Source organism: Dokdonella sp. GW821-FHT11D02, from assembly GCF_058808595.1.
The window spans coordinates 3,621,411-3,637,945 of the sequence record NZ_CM179520.1; the positions used below are offsets into that span (position 1 = coordinate 3,621,411).

General features: G+C 65.6%; 16 protein-coding genes. 8 read left to right on the plus strand and 8 right to left on the minus strand.

What is annotated here, in order from left to right; translation table 11 throughout:
* The first annotated feature begins 18 nt into the window (after positions 1-18).
* Both AC3QL3_RS15475 and AC3QL3_RS15480 read left to right on the plus strand, forming a co-directional pair.
* Entirely contained in the window at positions 19-939 is a 921-nt protein-coding gene (locus AC3QL3_RS15475) for an ABC transporter ATP-binding protein (protein ID WP_492898941.1), read from the plus strand.
* Positions 936-2,048 (plus strand): ABC transporter permease, encoded by a 1,113-nt coding sequence (locus AC3QL3_RS15480; protein ID WP_492894994.1) that lies wholly within the window; start codon positions 936-938, stop codon positions 2,046-2,048. The genes AC3QL3_RS15475 and AC3QL3_RS15480 overlap by 4 nt, the downstream gene beginning before the upstream one ends.
* A 42-nt stretch (positions 2,049-2,090) precedes the next feature.
* Here AC3QL3_RS15480 and AC3QL3_RS15485 read toward each other — a convergent pair whose 3' ends face one another.
* From AC3QL3_RS15485 to AC3QL3_RS15505, 5 genes are all read right to left on the minus strand, one after another.
* Positions 2,091-4,160, minus strand: a complete 2,070-nt coding sequence (locus AC3QL3_RS15485; RefSeq protein WP_492894995.1) for a S46 family peptidase — start codon at positions 4,158-4,160, stop codon at positions 2,091-2,093.
* A 91-nt stretch (positions 4,161-4,251) separates the two neighbouring features.
* Positions 4,252-5,238, minus strand: coding sequence for a malate dehydrogenase (locus tag AC3QL3_RS15490; protein ID WP_492894996.1), 987 nt, complete (start codon positions 5,236-5,238; stop codon positions 4,252-4,254).
* A 77-nt stretch (positions 5,239-5,315) separates the two neighbouring features.
* Positions 5,316-5,681, minus strand: coding sequence for a glutaredoxin family protein (locus tag AC3QL3_RS15495; protein WP_492894997.1), 366 nt, complete (start codon positions 5,679-5,681; stop codon positions 5,316-5,318).
* Positions 5,682-5,685: 4 nt separating this feature from the next.
* On the minus strand, positions 5,686-6,882 hold the full coding sequence (locus AC3QL3_RS15500) for an aminotransferase class I/II-fold pyridoxal phosphate-dependent enzyme (protein WP_492894998.1): 1,197 nt from the start codon (positions 6,880-6,882) through the stop codon (positions 5,686-5,688).
* A gap of 175 nt (positions 6,883-7,057) precedes the next feature.
* Positions 7,058-8,509 carry a coniferyl aldehyde dehydrogenase gene (locus tag AC3QL3_RS15505; RefSeq protein WP_492894999.1) on the minus strand — a complete coding sequence of 484 codons (1,452 nt, stop codon included), beginning with the start codon at positions 8,507-8,509 and terminating at the stop codon, positions 7,058-7,060.
* Positions 8,510-8,592: 83 nt separating this feature from the next.
* Between AC3QL3_RS15505 and AC3QL3_RS15510 the strand changes: the two genes are divergently transcribed.
* Positions 8,593-9,234 carry a TetR/AcrR family transcriptional regulator gene (locus AC3QL3_RS15510; protein ID WP_492895000.1) on the plus strand — a complete coding sequence of 214 codons (642 nt, stop codon included), beginning with the start codon at positions 8,593-8,595 and terminating at the stop codon, positions 9,232-9,234.
* A gap of 110 nt (positions 9,235-9,344) precedes the next feature.
* Entirely contained in the window at positions 9,345-9,608 is a 264-nt protein-coding gene (locus tag AC3QL3_RS15515) for a GlsB/YeaQ/YmgE family stress response membrane protein (protein ID WP_492895001.1), read from the plus strand.
* 50 nt (positions 9,609-9,658) lie between these two features.
* On the opposite strand, the gene AC3QL3_RS15520 is transcribed toward AC3QL3_RS15515, so the two are convergent.
* Positions 9,659-10,192, minus strand: coding sequence for a peptidylprolyl isomerase (locus AC3QL3_RS15520; protein WP_492895002.1), 534 nt, complete (start codon positions 10,190-10,192; stop codon positions 9,659-9,661).
* A gap of 162 nt (positions 10,193-10,354) precedes the next feature.
* Here AC3QL3_RS15520 and typA point away from each other — a divergent pair, with 162 nt between their 5' ends.
* Positions 10,355-12,187 (plus strand): translational GTPase TypA, encoded by a 1,833-nt coding sequence (typA, locus tag AC3QL3_RS15525; protein WP_492895003.1) that lies wholly within the window; start codon positions 10,355-10,357, stop codon positions 12,185-12,187.
* Positions 12,188-12,191: 4 nt separating this feature from the next.
* Positions 12,192-13,142 carry a tetratricopeptide repeat protein gene (locus tag AC3QL3_RS15530; RefSeq protein WP_492895004.1) on the plus strand — a complete coding sequence of 317 codons (951 nt, stop codon included), beginning with the start codon at positions 12,192-12,194 and terminating at the stop codon, positions 13,140-13,142.
* Positions 13,143-13,225: 83 nt separating this feature from the next.
* Here the strand turns inward: AC3QL3_RS15530 and AC3QL3_RS15535 are convergent, their stop codons facing one another.
* Positions 13,226-13,501 carry a hypothetical protein gene (locus tag AC3QL3_RS15535; protein ID WP_492895005.1) on the minus strand — a complete coding sequence of 92 codons (276 nt, stop codon included), beginning with the start codon at positions 13,499-13,501 and terminating at the stop codon, positions 13,226-13,228.
* Here AC3QL3_RS15535 and AC3QL3_RS15540 point away from each other — a divergent pair.
* Positions 13,490-14,224, plus strand: a complete 735-nt coding sequence (locus tag AC3QL3_RS15540; RefSeq protein ID WP_492895006.1) for a M48 family metallopeptidase — start codon at positions 13,490-13,492, stop codon at positions 14,222-14,224. The two genes, AC3QL3_RS15535 and AC3QL3_RS15540, sit on opposite strands and share 12 nt — an antisense overlap.
* A gap of 17 nt (positions 14,225-14,241) precedes the next feature.
* The gene (locus AC3QL3_RS15545) at positions 14,242-15,024 is read left to right on the plus strand and encodes a thioredoxin domain-containing protein (protein WP_492895007.1); all 783 of its coding nucleotides are present in this window, start codon (positions 14,242-14,244) and stop codon (positions 15,022-15,024) included.
* Between the two features lie 64 nt (positions 15,025-15,088).
* Here the strand turns inward: AC3QL3_RS15545 and AC3QL3_RS15550 are convergent, their stop codons facing one another.
* A complete protein-coding gene (locus tag AC3QL3_RS15550; RefSeq protein ID WP_492895008.1) occupies positions 15,089-16,468 on the minus strand; it encodes a class II 3-deoxy-7-phosphoheptulonate synthase in 1,380 nt (459 codons plus the stop codon).
* Between the last annotated feature and the right edge of the window lie 67 nt (positions 16,469-16,535).

Below are 16,535 nucleotides of genomic sequence, written 5' to 3' on the forward strand. Positions count from 1 at the left end.
CGCAAGAGCGAAGCGGTCATCGTCGCGCGCGGACTCAGCAAGCGCTTCGGCGATCTGCTCGCGGTCGACCATCTCGATCTCGACGTGCGCCGCGCCGAGGTGTACGGCTTCCTCGGCCCGAACGGCAGCGGCAAGTCGACCACGATCCGCATGCTGTGCGGCCTGCTGCAGCCGAGCTCGGGCGAGATCCACGTGCTCGGCCGCACGCTGCCGCAGGAGGCGGAAGCGGTCAAACGCGCGATCGGCTACATGACGCAGAGGTTCTCGCTGTACGAGGATCTGAGCGTGCGCGAGAACCTCGAATTCCTCGCCGCAGTGCACGGACTGCGTGGCGCTGCGGTGCGCGCGCGGCTCGACGAAATGTACGAACGCTATCGCCTGGGCGACCTCAAGAATCGTCTCGCCGGCACCATGTCCGGCGGCCAGAAGCAGCGGCTCGCGCTGGCCGGCGCCGTACTGCACGAGCCGGAGTTGCTGCTGCTGGACGAACCGACCAGCGCGGTCGATCCGCAATCGCGCCGCGATTTCTGGGACGCGCTGTTCGATCTGGCCGAGGCCGGCACCACGCTGCTGGTGTCGACCCACTACATGGACGAAGCCGAACGCTGCCATCGCCTGGCCATCCTCGATCGCGGCCGCCTGGTCGCCGACGGCAGCCCGCAACACCTGATGGCGGAATTGCCCGGCTCGACCTTGCGCGTGGACTGCAGCCAGCCGCGTCGCGTGCAGCAGGCGCTGGCGCGCGAGCCGCACGTGCTCGGCGTCGCACAGATCGGCAGCAGTCTGCGCGTGCTGACCGATCGCCGCGAGGACGACGGCTGGCTGCGCGAACGCGTACGCGCGATCGATCCGGGCGCCGAGGTCGAAGCCGTCGCCGCCAATCTCGAAGACGTGTTCGTCGCCTCGACGCGCAAACCCGCCGCCGAGGCCGCCGCATGAGCTTCGCGCGCCTTTTCGCGGTGGTGCGCAAGGAGCTGATGCAGCTCGCGCGCGACCGCATCACCTTCGCCATGATCGTCGGCATCCCGACCTTGCAGCTGCTCTTGTTCGGCTTCGCGATCAATCTCGACATCCGCCATCTGCCGGCGGCCGTGCTCGACCAGGCCAACAGCGCGCACTCGCGCGAGTTGGTGGCGGAACTCGCCTCTTCGCAGGTGCTCGATTTCCGCCGTGTCGTCGCCGCGCCAGAGGAAATCGGCGTAGCGATGCGGCGCGGCGAAATCAGCGCGGCGGTGGTGATTCCGCCCGACTTCGAAACGCGCCTGGCGCGGCCGGACCGCCCGGCCTGGCAGGTCGTGGTCGACGGCTCGGACCAGTCGGTGCAGGCGGCCGCGCGGCAGCTGTCGGCGTTTCCGCTCGCCTCGCTCGATTACGGCGAAGCGCCGAACCGGCCCGGCGCGGGCGCGACACCGTCGGTGGAGATCGTCAACTTCTACAACCCCGAGCGCCGCGCACCGATCAACACGGTGCCCGGGCTGATCGGCGTGATCCTGGCGATGACGATGGTGATCTTCACCGCGATGGCGATCGTGCGCGAGCGCGAACGCGGCAACATGGAGATGCTGATCGCGACGCCGCTGTCGCCGTTCGAGCTGACCATCGGCAAGGTGCTGCCCTACGTCGGCATCGGCCTGGTGCAGGTCACCCTGATCCTCTTGCTCGGCCTGCTCGTGTTCGACGTGCCGGTGCGCGGTTCACTGCTCGAGGTGTACGTCGCCTCGATCGTCTACATCGCCGCGACGCTGTCGCTCGGCGTGTTCATTTCGACGCTCGCCAACAGCCAGTTCCAGGCGATGCAGATGGCGTTCTTCACCTTCCTGCCGCAGATCTTGCTGTCGGGCTTCATGTTTCCCTACGACGGCATGCCGCGCGCGGCGCAGTGGCTGGCCGAGATCTTCCCGCTGACGCATTTCCTGCGCCTGGTCCGCGGCATCATGCTGCGCGAAGCGGGGATCGGCGAAATGTGGCACGAGCTGGCCGCGCTCGGCGCCTTCGTCGCGATCGTGCTGACGATCGCGGTGCTGCGTTTCAACAAGCGGCTCGATTGAGCCGACGGCCTTCCCGCATCCGCGGGAAGGCCGTCGTCGGGATCAGCGCTTGCGCGCCCCTTCCAGTTCCTTCACCAGCGCATCGGCGCCGTAAACCTTGCCGAGCGCTTCGAGGATCGCGCCGCTGTGCACCGACACCGCGCGATTGAGGCGTTCGTCGTACCAGTAGTCGCCGCCGAGCGAATGGATGTTGCCGTCGAACACCAGGCCGACGATCTCGGCGTTCTTGTTGATCACCGGACTGCCCGAATTGCCGCCGATGATGTCGTTGGTGCTGACGAAGTTGTAGCGCTGGTCGAGAGCGAGCTTGGACTTGGCGTCGAGCCAGCTCTGCGGCAGCGCGAACGGATAGGCGCCGGTGGCGTGGCCGAAGGCGCCGCCGATGGTGGTGAACGGCTTCACCGCCTCGCCCTTCTCGTCCCAACCCTTGACCTCGCCGAACGAGAAGCGCTGGGTGAAGGTCGCGTCCGGATAGACGCTGGTGCCGTACTTCTCGAAGCGCGCGGACGCGATCAGCTCGGAGTTCTTGTCGATGACCGACTCGATCTCGTTCTCGTAGCGCGTGCGCACCGCGCGCGCATCGCCGTCGACGGCGCGCGCGAGCGCGATGAACGGATCGTCCGACTTCGCGATCGCTTCCGCGCCGCCTTCCCACAACGCCTTGCGCACGGCCGGATCGCCGAGCTTGCTGCCTTCGACCAGACGCTTGGCCAGCGCGTCCGGCGCTTCCTTGCCGAGCACCTGCTTGACGAACGGATCGTCGGTACCGAGCACCTCGCGCAGCTTGGCCAACGACCAGCCGAGTTTGACCTTCTCGTAGTCCGCGTACACCGGTGCGGTCGAGAACAGTTTCTGCGTCACGCTCGGCAGTCTGGAATCGCTGTATTCGCGCAGACGTTCCGCATTGGGTTTGCCGCGCTCGGCCGCCGCGCGCACCAGGGTGCGTGCGTAGTCGAAATAGCGCGAGTAGAAGCCGCGGGCGGACTCGATGTAGGAGTAGCGATCCTCGATGTTGCGATGGAGCGCGACCGCCTTGGCGATCTCGTCCCAGGCGGCGCCGTACTTCTGCTTGCGCGCGGGATCGGCGTCGACGAAATCGCGCAGCTCCTTTTCCTGCTGGCGCTTGAGTTCGAACACGCTCGGGTCCTGCAGCGCCTGCAGACGGCCGCGCAGCGCCTTGAACGAGTTCTCGGTGTAGAACAGGTCGCTCTGCGCGATGCGCCATTTCTCCGCGCTCTGGCTGCGGAACTGCTCGAGCAGGCCGCGACGCTCGGCCAGCAACAAGAGATATGAAATCAACTCGTCGTCGCGCACCGATTCGAGCTGGGCGATCGTCAGCTGGCGATCGGTACCGCCCGGGTTGCCGACGATGACTGTCATTTCGCCTTCGTCGGCGCCGTTCTTGGAGAACGGGAAGTAGTCTTTCACCTTGACCGGCTTGCCGTTCTCGTAGGCGCGCAGCACGCCCATGTCGAGGTCGTAGCGCGGGAAGTTGAAATTGTCCGGATCACCGCCGAAGAACGCGATTTCGAGCTCCGGCGCGAACACCAGACGCACGTCCTGGAAGCGGCGGTATTTGTACAAGTCGTAGACGCCGCCGTGATAGAGATCGACGACGTCGCAGCGCGTGTTCGCGCTGTCCTTGCCGACGCACTCCTTCTCCAGCTCGGACTTGATCGCCTTCTCGGCCTTGCTGTAGTCCTCGCCGGTCTTGCCGGCGGTCGCCTTGCCGACGCGCTCGGTGACGTTGACGATCTGGTCGAGCCGGTTCAGCTCGATCTCCGGGCACTTGATCTCGTCCTTCTGCTCTTTCGCCAGAAAGCCGGACTTGATGTAGTCCTTCTCCGCGCTCGAGAGCTGCTGCACGCAAGAGTTCACGCAATGATGATTGGTCAGCACCAGCCCGTTCGCCGACACGAACGAACCCGAACAACCGCCGGCCAAGCGCAGCGCCGCCTTCTGCACGTGCTCGGCCCAGCGCGCATCCGGCGTGAAGCCGTGCTTCGCCTGCACCGCTGCCGTGGGCAGATTGTCCGGCGTCCACATGCCTTCGCCGGCGAAGGCGGCGGTACTGGTGGCGAACGCCAACAGTGCGAGGGTGAGCTTGTTCATCGAATACCTCTCGGAAGGACGATGCGCTCGCGCATCGGCGGCACCCTCCCGATCACACTCGGGAGGGCGGTTGACGGAATACGGACGAAACTCAGCCCTTGGCGAACAAATGCTCGACGCCGGCGCGCTCTTCGCGCAGTTCCTTCTCGGTCGCGTCCATGCGCTCGCGCGAGAACGCATTGATCTCCAGGCCCTGCACGATCGCGTACTGGCCGTTCTTGACCGTGACCGGATAGCCGTAGATCACGCCGGGCTGGATGCCGTAGGAACCGTCGGACGGGATCGCCATCGAAACCCAATCGCCGTCCGCCGTGCCGAGCGCCCAGTCGCGCATGTGGTCGATCGCGGCGGACGCGGCGGACGCCGCCGACGAGGCGCCGCGCGCCTTGATGATCGCCGCGCCGCGCTGCTGCACGGTCGGGATGAAGCTGTCCTTGTACCAACCGCCATCGATCGCCTCGACCGCGGACTTGCCCTTGACCGTGGCGTGATGGATGTCCGGATACTGGGTCGAGCTGTGGTTGCCCCAGATCGTCATCTTGCGGATGTCGGTGGTGTGCGCGCCGGTCTTCTCGGCCAGCTGCGACAGCGCGCGATTGTGGTCGAGGCGCACCATCGCGGTGAACTGCTTGGGATCGAGGCTGGGCGCGTTCTGCTGCGCGATCAGCGCATTGGTATTGGCCGGATTGCCGACCACCAGCACGCGCACGTCGCGCTTGGCGTGATCGTTGAGCGCCTTGCCCTGTGGCGCGAAGATCGCACCGTTCGCTTCGAGCAGGTCCTTGCGCTCCATGCCGGGGCCGCGCGGACGCGCGCCGACCAGGAGGGCGTAGTCGACGTCCTTGAACGCGACGTTGACGTCGTCGGTGGCGACGATCCCGGCCAAGGTCGGAAAGGCGCAGTCGTTGAGTTCCATCACCACGCCCTGCAGCGCGGGCAGCGCCGGCGTGATTTCAAGCAAGTGCAGGATCACCGGCTGGTCCGGACCGAGCATGTCGCCGGCGGCAATGCGGAACAGGAGGGCGTAACCGATCTGGCCGGCAGCGCCGGTGACGGCAACTCGGACGGGAGCTTTCATCGTTTCTACCTCGCGGGATTGCGGTAAGGAATCGGGAAGCGACACATGACGTGTGGCGGAGCGGGTTTTCGGAGCGATCAGGGTGCCGGCGCCGGCAACAGGCCGGCGTCGGACAGCGATTGGCGGATCTGTTGCGGAACGTAACCGTGGAAGCGCCGCTCGCCGACCACCAGCACCGGCACACCGGAGCTTCGCAGCAAGCCGTAGGCGCGCGCGCCGCGCTCGCTCTGCTCGATATCGTACTCGCGGTAGCGCACGCCCCAGCGATCGAGGTCGGCGCGCAGCTTGCGGCAGTAACCGCACCAACTCGCCGACAACAGCACGACCGGCTCGCTGCCGATCGTCGCGCGCAGGGCGGCCTGGTCGAGCGGCGCCCTGCGTGTGCACGCGGCCAGCGTCGCGAGCGCGACGGCGGCCAGCAGCACGAGCGCGAGGCGGCGCATGCGATCAGCTCAGTTCGGCGAAGAACTCGCAGAAGCGCTTGAGGCCCTCGGCCAGCTGCGCGGTCGGACAGGTGTAGGAAATGCGCAGCGCGTTCGGATCGCCGAACGCCGAGCCCGGCACGCAGGCGACGCCTTTGGTTTCGAGCAGCGCGTTGCACAGCTCGACGTCGTTGCCGATCTTGACGCCGCCATGGCTCTTGCCGAACGCGACCGAGACGTTGGGGAACACGTAGAACGCGCCTTGCGGGCGCGGGCAGACCACGCCCGGAATCGACAGCACCGCGGCCAGCACCTGGTCGCGCTTGGCCTGGAATTCGGCGCACTTCTGCTCGGTGATCGTCTGCGGTCCGCTCAGCGCCGCGGTGGCGGCCGCGTTGACCACTTCCGGCACGTTGGTGATGTGGTTCGAATTGAGCGTGACCATCGCCTGCGCCACGCTTTCGGGACCGGCGATGAAGCCGACGCGCCAGCCCGGCATGCCGTAGGTCTTGGAGATCGAATCGACGTGCACGGTGCGCTCGCGCAGCTCCGGCCGCGCGTTGACGAAGTTGTGGTAGCCGAGGCCGTCGAACACCATGCGGTTGTAGATGTCGTCGCAGACGATCCACACGTCGGGGTGCTTGACCAAGACGTCGGCGAGCGCGGCGATCTCGTCCTTGCTGTAGACCATGCCGGTCGGATTGGACGGATTGTTGAAGAGGAAAAGTTTCACGCCCGGTAGCGCGGCGTCGAGTTGGGCCGGCGTCAGCTTGTAGTTCTGGCTGGCCGGGCACGGCAACAGACGCTTTTCCGCACCCACGATGTCGGCGATGTCGACGTAGGTCGTCCAGTACGGCACCGGGAAGGCGATCGTATCGCCCGGATCGAGCAGCGCTTCGGCCAGGCTGTAGAGCATGTGCTTGGCGCCGATGCCGGTAGCGATGTTCTTACGCCCGTAGCCCTTCAGGCCACCGTCGTCGAGATGCTTGATGAAGGCGTCGAGCAGCGCTTCGGGGCCGCGATTGGAGCCGTACTGGCCGCTGTCGTGGTTGAGCGCTTCGCGTGCCGCGGCGTAGACGTGCTCGCCGGGCAGGAAATTCGGTACGCCGATCGAGAAACTGATGATGTCGCGGCCGGCGGCCTTGAGCGCCTTGGCCTTTTCGGCCACGGCCATGATCGCACTGGGTTTGGCGCGACTCATGCGCGCCGCAAGATTCGGCATGACGGTCCTGCGTGTGTCCGGAGTGGAAGGTTTCAGCTGCAACTAAAGTTTCAACTGCAACTATCAACTCTATCACAGGCCGCCCGCCGGCTCGCGACCTTTGCCGGCGAAGCCCGCCATGTCGGCAGGCACATGTCGACCCGTGCGCGACCGTGCTACGGGCTGCGCGGCTCGCTCAGGAAATGCGCGCGAGCACTTTCAACAACTTCTCCGCGACGGCACCGTAGGGCGGATACAGCAGGCGCGCGCCGGCGAAGCGGGATTGAATGAACACCGGCTTCTCCTTGGAGAACTGACGGAAGCCGTACTCGCCGTGGTAGTGCCCCTGCCCGGACGGGCCGACGCCGCCGAACGGCAGCGCTTCCTGCACGATGTGCATGAGGGTGTCGTTGATGGTGACGCCGCCGGCGATCGTCTCGTTGAGCACGCGCTCGCGCCTCGCGCGATCCTGGCCGAACCAATACAGCGCGAGCGGCCGTTCGTGCGCGTTGACGTAGTCGATCGCCGAGTCGAGCGTGTCGCTGGCGACGATCGGCAGGATCGGTCCGAAGATCTCTTCCTGCATCACGCGCATGCTGTCGTCGACGTCGAGCAGCAGGGTCGGCGCGAGCTTGCGCCGTGCGGCATCGGCTTGTTCGCCGGTCGGTGCGAGTTCGATCACTTGCGCGCCGCGCGCGCGCGCATCGTCGATCAGCTCGCGCAGGCGCCGGTAGTGACGCTCGCTGACGATGCTGGTGTAGTCGGGATTGTCCTGGATGGTCGGGTACATGCGCGTCATCGACGCGCGCAGCGCTTCGACCAGCGCCGCACGCTGCGCGCCCGGCACCAAAACATAGTCGGGCGCGATGCAGGTCTGACCCGCGTTGAGCAGCTTGCCGAACGCGATGCGGTCGGCGATCAGGCCGAGATTGGCCGAGGCGTCGACGATCGCCGGCGACTTGCCGCCGAGTTCGAGCGTGACCGGAGTCAGGTTTTTCGCCGCCGCCTGCGCGACCAGCCGGCCGACTGCGGTCGAGCCGGTGAAGACCAGATGATCGAACGGCAGGGTGGAGAATTCCTTGCCGACTTCGGCATCGCCGGTGATCACCGCGACTTCGTCTTCGGCGAACAGCGCCGCGATGCGCTGCTGCAGCGCTTCGGAAAAGCGCGGCGTCAGCTCGGACGGCTTCAACAGCGCGCGATTGCCGGCCGCGAGCGCGCCGACCAGCGGCGCCAGCGCCAGCTGCAGCGGATAGTTCCACGGGCTGATGATGCCGACCACACCAAGCGGCTGGCGCAGCAGCAGCGCACGGCCGGGCTTCTGCGTCAACGCGGTCGGTGCATGCCGCGGCTTCATCCAGGATTTCAGATGCGCGCGCGCGTGCTTGATCGCGTTGCGCGTGAAGATCGATTCGGCGAATACGGTCTCCACCCGCGAGCGGTTGCCGAAGTCCTGCGCGATGCGCTCGACGAACTCGCGCTCCGCGTCGGCGTCGAGCAGTCGCTCGAGGCGGTTCAATCGGTCCAGGCGCACTTCGCGCGACGGATTCATGTCCTTGCGGAACGCCTGCTGCTGCAAGCGCAACAGCTGCGGCAGGCGTTGGTCCGGGAAAGCGACGGCAGTATCGAGGCGCGCAGTCGAGAGCATGAGTACGTCTCCGGCGGAAGGACCCTGCGAGCAAACTAGCGCTGAATGTTGACGTCGTCAACATCGGCTCCTACCCTGCGCCGATGGCGAGCCGCAAATCCATCACCGAACGCGCTTCGGCACGACGTGCGGACGAGGCGAGTTATCACCACGGCGACCTGCGCGCAGCACTGTTGCAGGCGGCCGAAGAGCTGCTCGCCGCCGGTGGCGTCGGTGCGGTCGGCATGCGCGAGATCGCGCGCCGCGCCGGCGTTTCGCACGCGGCGCCGTATCGCCACTACGCCAATCACGAAGCGCTTCTGGCCGACCTCGCCGGCCACGGCTTCGAACGCCTGCATCGGCGCTTCACGCATCTGCCGGCACGTGGCGGTGCCGAGCGTTTCGTCGCGATGGCACGCAGCTATGTGCAGTTCGCGCGCGACGAACCGGAAGCTTGGCGTCTGATGTTCGGCGATGCGATCGACAAACCGAACCACCCCGAACTGATGCGCATCTCAGGCCTCGCCTACGACACCTTGCGCGAGGCGGTGCAGGCACTCGGCGTCGCGGCGCCGGCGACGCTGGAAACGCTGGCCGCCTGGGCGATGGCACACGGTGTCGCGCGGCTCGTACTGGATCACCGCATCGATGCGCATCTCGACACGCCAGTCGATCCCGACGAACTGATTCGGCATGCGGCCGAAGTGTTCATCGCCGGTTTGCAGGCATCGGCGCGACGGCGCTGACGACGTGAGCAGCGCGCGTCGCCCGTTCGCAAACTTGTAAACGTTTATCTACATCCACCGGCGTCCGACTGCGCTAGAGTGTCGGCGCGTTTCCACTCAGAGGAGGTGCTATGTCTTGGTTGTGGATGTTCATCGTCGGCTTGGTCGTCGGCATCGTGGCGAAGTTTCTGATGCCGGGCAAAGATCCGGGCGGCTTCATCATCACCGCGATCCTCGGCATCGCCGGCATGTTTCTCGGCGGCTACCTGAGCCATATCCTCTTCGGCACCGCCGGACCTGGCGGCGAGATCCAGCCGTCCGGCTTCATCGGCGGCGTGATCGGCTCGCTGATCCTGCTCGCGATCTATCGTCTGGTCCGCCGCAACGCCGGCTGAGCCTGCTCCGACGGCGCTCCGCCTTGCGCGGAGCGCCGTCTGGCGCGTTTTCAGCGCGCCTTGAATCCGGCGGCGTCGGCCGCCGCGCTCCACTGGTCCACGCGCGCTTTCTGCTGCGCCAACAGCGGGGCGGTGTCGCCCTTGATCGTGATCGACTCGATCTTGTCGCCGTTGCGCACCTGATCGACGATGGCCTTGTCGGCCTCACCGATCACCGCGCCGAATACGGTGTGCTTGCCGTCCAGCCACGACGTCGCCGTGTGGGTGATGAAGAACTGGCTGCCGTTGGTGCCCGGCCCTGCGTTGGCCATCGACAGAATGCCGCCGCGATCGTGCTTGAGCGCCGGGCGGATCTCGTCCTCGAACTTGTAGCCGGGACCGCCGGTGCCGCTGCCGTGCGGGCAGCCGCCCTGGATCATGAAGTCGGAAATCACGCGATGGAAGCTGAGGCCGTTGTAGTAACCGCGCTGGGCGAGGTTGACGAAGCTGGCCACGGTGAGCGGCGTCTGCTCGGCGTACAGGCGCAGGTGGATGGTGCCGTGCTTGGTCGCGATTTCGGCGGTCAGTTCGGGAAGTGCGGACATGGTTTTTCCTGTGGTTTTGCGGGCCGCGCAGCCTAACCGATTCGCGCCGGCGCGACATCGGCGCGGGGGTGTGCTGCGTCGCGGCAATCTGGCCGCCGAACAGGTATAATCTAGGTCATTCTTCCCAAATGCCTTCCTGCTGCAAACGGCGGGAGCTTTCCCATGTCCATCGAAAACCTGCGCAATATCGCCATCGTCGCCCACGTCGACCACGGCAAAACCACCCTCGTCGACTGTCTCTTGAAGCAGTCCGGCACGTTCAGCGAACGCACCGTGCTGGCCGAGCGCGTGATGGACAGCAATGACCAGGAAAAAGAACGCGGCATCACGATTCTGTCGAAGAACACCGCGATCACCTGGCAGGGCAACCGCATCAACATCGTCGATACGCCCGGACACGCCGACTTCGGCGGCGAAGTGGAACGCGTGCTGTCGATGGTCGACACGGTACTGATCCTGGTCGACGCGATGGACGGCCCGATGCCGCAGACGCGCTTCGTGACGCAGAAAGCGTTCCAGATGGGCTTCCGCCCGATCGTCGTGATCAACAAGGTCGACCGCCCCGGCGCGCGCCCGGACTGGGTGCTGAACCAGACCTTCGACCTGTTCGACCGCCTCGGCGCGACCGACGAACAGCTCGACTTCCCGGTCGTCTACGCCTCCGCCCTGCACGGCTACGCCGGCCTCGATCCGGACGTGCGCTCGGGCGACATGACGCCGCTGTACGAGGCGATCATGAAGCACGTGTCGCCGCCGAAGGTCGATCCGGAAGGCGCCTTCCAGATGCGCATCAGCCAGCTCGACTACAGCAACTACGTCGGCCTGATCGGCATCGGCCGCATCCAGCGCGGCAAGGTGCGCACCAACATGCAAGTCGCCGTGGTCGATCGCGAAGGCAAGAAGCGCAACGCGAAAGTGCTGCAGGTACTCGGCTTCATGGGTCTGGAGCGCCGTGAAGTGGCCGAAGCCGAAGCCGGTGACATCATCGCGATCAACGGCATCGAAGGCTTGGGCATTTCCGACACCGTCTGCGCGCCGGAAGCGCCGGAACAGCTGCCGGTGCTGACCGTCGACGAGCCGACCATCAGCATGACCTTCCAGGTCAACAATTCGCCGTTCGCCGGCCAGAAAGAGCACAGCGGCGGCAAGTTCCTGACCAGCCGCCAGATCCGCGAACGCCTCATGCGCGAGACGCTGCACAACGTCGCGCTGAAGGTCGAGGAGACCTCCGATCCGGACAAGTTCAAGGTTTCCGGCCGCGGCGAACTGCACCTGTCGGTGCTGATCGAGACGATGCGCCGTGAAGGCTACGAACTCGCCGTGTCGCGCCCCGAGGTCATCATCCGCGAGATCGACGGCGTCCTCAGCGAGCCGATCGAACAGCTCGTCGTCGACATGGAAGAGCAGTACCAGGGCGGCGTGATGGAGCGCCTCGGCACGCGCCGCGGCCAGCTGACCAACATGGAACCGGACGGCAAGGGTCGCACGCGTCTGGATTACATGATCCCGGCGCGCGGCCTGATCGGCTTCCAGACCGAATTCCGCACGATCACCGCGGGCACGGGCCTCTTGTTCCACGTGTTCGACCACTACGGCCCGAAGGCCGAAGGCGCGATCGCCAAGCGCCCGAACGGCGTGATGATCTCCAACGGCCAGGGCCCTGCCCCGGCCTACTCGCTGGTCAGCCTGCAGGAGCGCGGCCGCTTGCTGGTCAGCGAAGGCGACGAAATCTATGAAGGCCAGCTGGTCGGCATTCACGCCAAAGACAACGACCTCACCGTCAACGCGCTGCGCGCCAAGCAGCTGACCAACATCCGCGCCGCCGGCAAGGACGACAACGTGCAGCTGACGCCGCCGATCAAGATGTCGCTCGAGCAGGCGCTCGAGTTCATCGAGGACGACGAGCTGGTCGAAGTCACACCGAAGGCGATCCGCTTGCGCAAGAAGTTCCTGACCGAGAGCGATCGCAAGCGCGCTTCGCGCCAGGCTGCCTGAGAGAATGCGTACAGCTGCCTTCGCTCTGTTGGCAGCACTGCTCAGCGGCTGCAGTTCGGTAGCAACGCGTGCAGCGGTGAAGGACTCGCCGCTGCTCACGATGGCCGAATCTCGCCACTATCTCCAACCACTCGGCCATCAGCAGCAGGAAATTGCTGCATTGACGGCTCAGGCGATGCTTGGCGCCTATGCTGTACGTAGCGACGGCACCACGCCATGCGACGGCGGCGCCTGCAATGACGACCACATCAGTACGTTGCGAGAGTTGGCACTCGCCTACAGTCGCCTAGGTCTGCACCGGATTTCGCTCGCTGTCTATCAAGCCGTGCTCGCGCAGCGTCCCGACGAGGCGACGTCGTACGAAGATTTGGCGGCCGAACAAATGTTCCTCGGCCGTGACGAAGACGCCGCGCGCAACTACGACCGCGCTTTAGAACTGTCGCAGGAAAGTAGTGCTCTGACGCTTAATTTTGCCGCGACATTCTCGTTGCTGACCGGCGATCTCGTGCTCGCTCGCAAGCGATATGAGTCATGCGTGCTCCTGGGCAAACCGGCTCTCGCAATTCAGTACTGCGCGATTGGCCTCGCCATCGTAAAAGCACGTGGCGGCGACGACAGCCTGCTGCTCGCGATCACGCCAGCCTCAAGCTGGCCCGGACCGTTGCTGGCGCATCTACGCGGCGAGATCGATGAGGCTGCCCTGGCGAAGCTGATCGCAAGCGCCAAAACCGACACGCAACGCGAATATCTGAGCGAAGCGCTCTATTACGTCGGTGAACTCCATCTCGCGCATGGTCGGCAAGCGCTGGCTCTGCGCTGTTTCCGTGCCAACCAGGCGCTGCGAGTCGAAGCATTTTTCGAAACCGAAGCCGCTGCTCGCCGCATCCGCCAACTCGGCGGCAGCGACGACCCACCAGCCGAGTCGATTCCGACCCAACACGTGCCAGTCGGCTAACGCAGCTGCTACGCCAGAGAACTCCGGCGATACCGCCGCGCTTACGCACGATCAGCATCGCCAGTCCAGCGACTGCTCGGAGTTCAAATGTGCATCGACCTGCGGCTTATGCACGCGTGCCAAATCGGTGGCAATTCAACTTGCGTAAGAAGCTCCTGACCGAAAGCGATCGCAAGTGCGCCGCGCCAGGCGGCCAGCGCCGCCGCGGCGAATTCCGACGAATGCGCGCCCGCCCGCTCGCTGCCCGCGTTGCGCGCGAAGAATGACGCAATCGATCGTACAAACGTGATCTCTCTCGATGCCAGTGAAGCGGCGCCGTCGCCACTTCCATCGAGAGAGGAATTCACATGAAGAACCATTGCTGCGCCATCCTGCTGACGACCGCGCTGTGTGCCGTCGGCAGCGCGTCCGCGATCGACCTCGGCAACGCCCTCGGCGCCGGAATGGGGGCCGCCAAGGGATTGACCCTCAGCGACGAAGACATCCGCAAGACCTCCGACGAGGCCTGCGCCGCCTACGACAAGCAGAATCCGGTCGCACCGTCCGGCAACAAGTACGCCACTCGACTGGCCAAGCTCACGCAAGGGCTGGAAAACGAGGACGGCATCAAGCTCAACTTCAAGGTTTACCTGGTCAAGGACGTCAATGCGTTCGCGATGGCCAACGGCTGCGTGCGCGTGTTTTCCGGACTGATGGACATCGCCACCGACGACGAGGTGCGCGGCGTGATCGGGCACGAAATCGGCCATGCCAAGCTCGGCCACAGCAAGGCGAAGATGAAGACGGCGATCCTGACGCGCGCCGCGCGCCAAGGCGCGGCGGCCGCCGGCGGCAAGGGCGGCCAGCTCGCCGCATCGGAACTCGGCGGCGTCGCCGAAAACTTCGTCAACGCACAGTTCTCGCAAAAGGAAGAAAGCGAGGCCGACGTCTACGGCTACCATTTCATGATCAAGCACAAGTACGACGCGAACGCGATGGCCAGCCTGTTCAAGAAGATGCCCAGCGGCGGCGGCCTGATGTCCTCGCATCCGGCTTCACCTGATCGCGCGAAGAAGATCGAAGCCTTGATCAAGAACGGCTGATACGGAGAGGCGCAAGCATGTCGACTGAGGGCTTCCTGCGTTTCGCGCTTCTGCTTTTGCTCGGCACGAGCATCGCCGACAGCCGCTTCGCCACCGCCGCGACGAGTGACGTCGCGGCGGTTCCGGCCGCGTTCGCGAACACCGACGTCGCGACAAAAATTCGCGGCCGCGAGCGCGTCGTGTTACCGATCGAGGGAGTGTCGGCCTGGCCCGACCCGGACGGCGGTCCGACCTGGTATCTCGACGCGGTCGAACGCGTCGCCGGAACGCGCGAAGGCTGGTATCGCCTGAAGAATGACCGTCTGCAACCGATGACCAAGGAAGAGACGGCCGCGTTCCGCCGCGGCATGGCGCGCCGGCTGGCGCTGCCGGAGAAATTCCGCTGGACCTCCGGCGACGGCAAACCCGAAGGCAAGCGCGACTTGGTGATGCTAGCCGCTTACGACTGCGACGGCTGCGCATGGCTGCAGGAAGAGCTGAGCGACCACGCCGCGCAATTGAAGGTGCGCATCCACTACATCATCGGCACGCTCGATCCCGAGGATTCGGACTCGAGCGGTGTCGTACGTGCGATCACGTGCGCGAACGATCCGATACGGGCATACCGCGAGGCCGACGACGACGCGTTGCCGAAACCCGCGCCGGACTGCGCTGGCCAAGGAGACCTGTTCAGCTACATGGCGACCTTGCTCGGCGCGCGCTACTCGCCGTGGCTAGTCGACAAATCCAGCGGCGCCATCGTGCCGTTCGGTTCGCTCGAATCGGACACGATCGTGAAGGTTCTGAACGGATCACCCTGAAAAGCGTCCGGCAGGAAATCGAATATCTCTTCCGGCGCGGCGAGAGGCCGCGCCGACTCGAACTTCAGACGATACCGCCGCGCTTGCGCACGATCAGCATCGCCAGCTCCAGCGACTGCTCGTAGTTCAGGCGCGGATCGACCTGCGACTTGTACGCACGCGCGAGATCGGCCTCGGCCAGCGCGCGCGCACCACCGAGGCATTCGGTGACGTTCTCGCCGGTCAGTTCCAGATGCACGCCGCCCAGGCGGGTGCCGACTGCCGCGTGCACGTCGAACGCGTGATCGAGTTCGCTGCGGATGTTCTCGAAGCGCCGCGTCTTCACGCCGCCACCGACCGTTTCGGTATTGCCGTGCATCGGATCGCAGATCCACAGCGGCTTGCGTCCGCTCGCCTTCACGGCGGTCAGCAGCGGTGGCAATGCGCTCTCGATCTTGGTGGCGCCCATGCGGTGGATCAGTGTGAGGCGGCCCGGCTCGCCGTCCGGATCGAGCACGTCGACCAGGCGCAGCAGCTGATCGGGCGTGACGGACGGACCGATCTTGACCGCGATCGGGTTGCGCAGGCCGCGGAAGTACTCCACGTGCGCGCCGTCCAGCTGCGCGGTGCGCATGCCGATCCACGGGAAATGCGTGGACAGGTTGAACCAGCCCCAGTGGCGCGGCACCTGACGAGTCAACGCTTGTTCGTAATGCAGCACCAACGCTTCGTGCGAGGTGTAGAAATCGACGCGCTGGTAGCTGCCGATCGACTCGCCCGCCAGCGTCTCCATGAAACGCAGCGAATTGCCGATCGATTCGACCATCTGGCGGTACTCGCTCTGCAGCGGCGAATGCTCGACCCAGGCCAGATCCCAGTACTCGGGGTGGTGCAGATCGGCGAAACCGCCGTCGATCAGGGCACGCACGAAGTTCATCGTCATGGCCGAGTGCGCATGGCCGCGCAAGAGGCGCTGCGGATCGGCGCGACGCGCCTCGGCGGTGAAGGCGACGCCGTTAACCAGATCGCCGCGATAGCACGGCAGGGTCACGCCGTCGCGCGTCTCGGTGTCGGCCGAACGCGGCTTGGCGTACTGGCCGGCGAAACGGCCGATGCGCACGATCGGCAACCGCAGGCCGTGCACCAGCACCAGGCTCATCTGCAGCATGACCTTGAGCCGGTTTGAGATCAGCGGCGAGCTGCAGTCGTCGAAGCTCTCGGCGCAATCGCCGCCTTGCAGTACGAAACGCTTGCCCTCGGCGGCGTCGGCGATCAGCCGCTTCAGCGCGAGGATCTCCCACGAAGTGACCAGCGGCGGCAGCTCGTGCAGCTGCGCCAGTGCGTGGTCGAGCTCAGCGCTGTCGGCATAGACCGGCTGCTGCTGCTGCGGGCGCTCATGCCAAGACGAAGGCGACCAGCCGGCGGCTTCGCGGACGGGACCGATGTTTCGTTCGAGCGACCTCATGGCGATCACATGTTGTTGCAGTGCGGAAAACGATCATGCCACAAGGTCGAGGCTGCGCCTACGGCAT

What these genes read in the sequence shown, in the direction of transcription:
- AC3QL3_RS15480 (WP_492894994.1), top strand. Translation starts at nt 936, where the DNA reads ATGAGCTTCGCGCGCCTTTTCGCGGTGGTGCGCAAGGAGCTGATGCAG.
- AC3QL3_RS15485 (WP_492894995.1), bottom strand. Translation starts at nt 4,160, where the DNA reads ATGAACAAGCTCACCCTCGCACTGTTGGCGTTCGCCACCAGTACCGCC.
- AC3QL3_RS15490 (WP_492894996.1), bottom strand. Translation starts at nt 5,238, where the DNA reads ATGAAAGCTCCCGTCCGAGTTGCCGTCACCGGCGCTGCCGGCCAGATC.
- AC3QL3_RS15495 (WP_492894997.1), bottom strand. Translation starts at nt 5,681, where the DNA reads ATGCGCCGCCTCGCGCTCGTGCTGCTGGCCGCCGTCGCGCTCGCGACG.
- AC3QL3_RS15500 (WP_492894998.1), bottom strand. Translation starts at nt 6,882, where the DNA reads ATGCCGAATCTTGCGGCGCGCATGAGTCGCGCCAAACCCAGTGCGATC.
- AC3QL3_RS15505 (WP_492894999.1), bottom strand. Translation starts at nt 8,509, where the DNA reads ATGCTCTCGACTGCGCGCCTCGATACTGCCGTCGCTTTCCCGGACCAA.
- AC3QL3_RS15510 (WP_492895000.1), top strand. Translation starts at nt 8,593, where the DNA reads ATGGCGAGCCGCAAATCCATCACCGAACGCGCTTCGGCACGACGTGCG.
- AC3QL3_RS15515 (WP_492895001.1), top strand. Translation starts at nt 9,345, where the DNA reads ATGTCTTGGTTGTGGATGTTCATCGTCGGCTTGGTCGTCGGCATCGTG.
- AC3QL3_RS15520 (WP_492895002.1), bottom strand. Translation starts at nt 10,192, where the DNA reads ATGTCCGCACTTCCCGAACTGACCGCCGAAATCGCGACCAAGCACGGC.
- typA (WP_492895003.1), top strand. Translation starts at nt 10,355, where the DNA reads ATGTCCATCGAAAACCTGCGCAATATCGCCATCGTCGCCCACGTCGAC.
- AC3QL3_RS15530 (WP_492895004.1), top strand. Translation starts at nt 12,192, where the DNA reads ATGCGTACAGCTGCCTTCGCTCTGTTGGCAGCACTGCTCAGCGGCTGC.
- AC3QL3_RS15540 (WP_492895006.1), top strand. Translation starts at nt 13,490, where the DNA reads ATGAAGAACCATTGCTGCGCCATCCTGCTGACGACCGCGCTGTGTGCC.
- AC3QL3_RS15535 (WP_492895005.1), bottom strand. Translation starts at nt 13,501, where the DNA reads ATGGTTCTTCATGTGAATTCCTCTCTCGATGGAAGTGGCGACGGCGCC.
- AC3QL3_RS15545 (WP_492895007.1), top strand. Translation starts at nt 14,242, where the DNA reads ATGTCGACTGAGGGCTTCCTGCGTTTCGCGCTTCTGCTTTTGCTCGGC.
- AC3QL3_RS15550 (WP_492895008.1), bottom strand. Translation starts at nt 16,468, where the DNA reads ATGAGGTCGCTCGAACGAAACATCGGTCCCGTCCGCGAAGCCGCCGGC.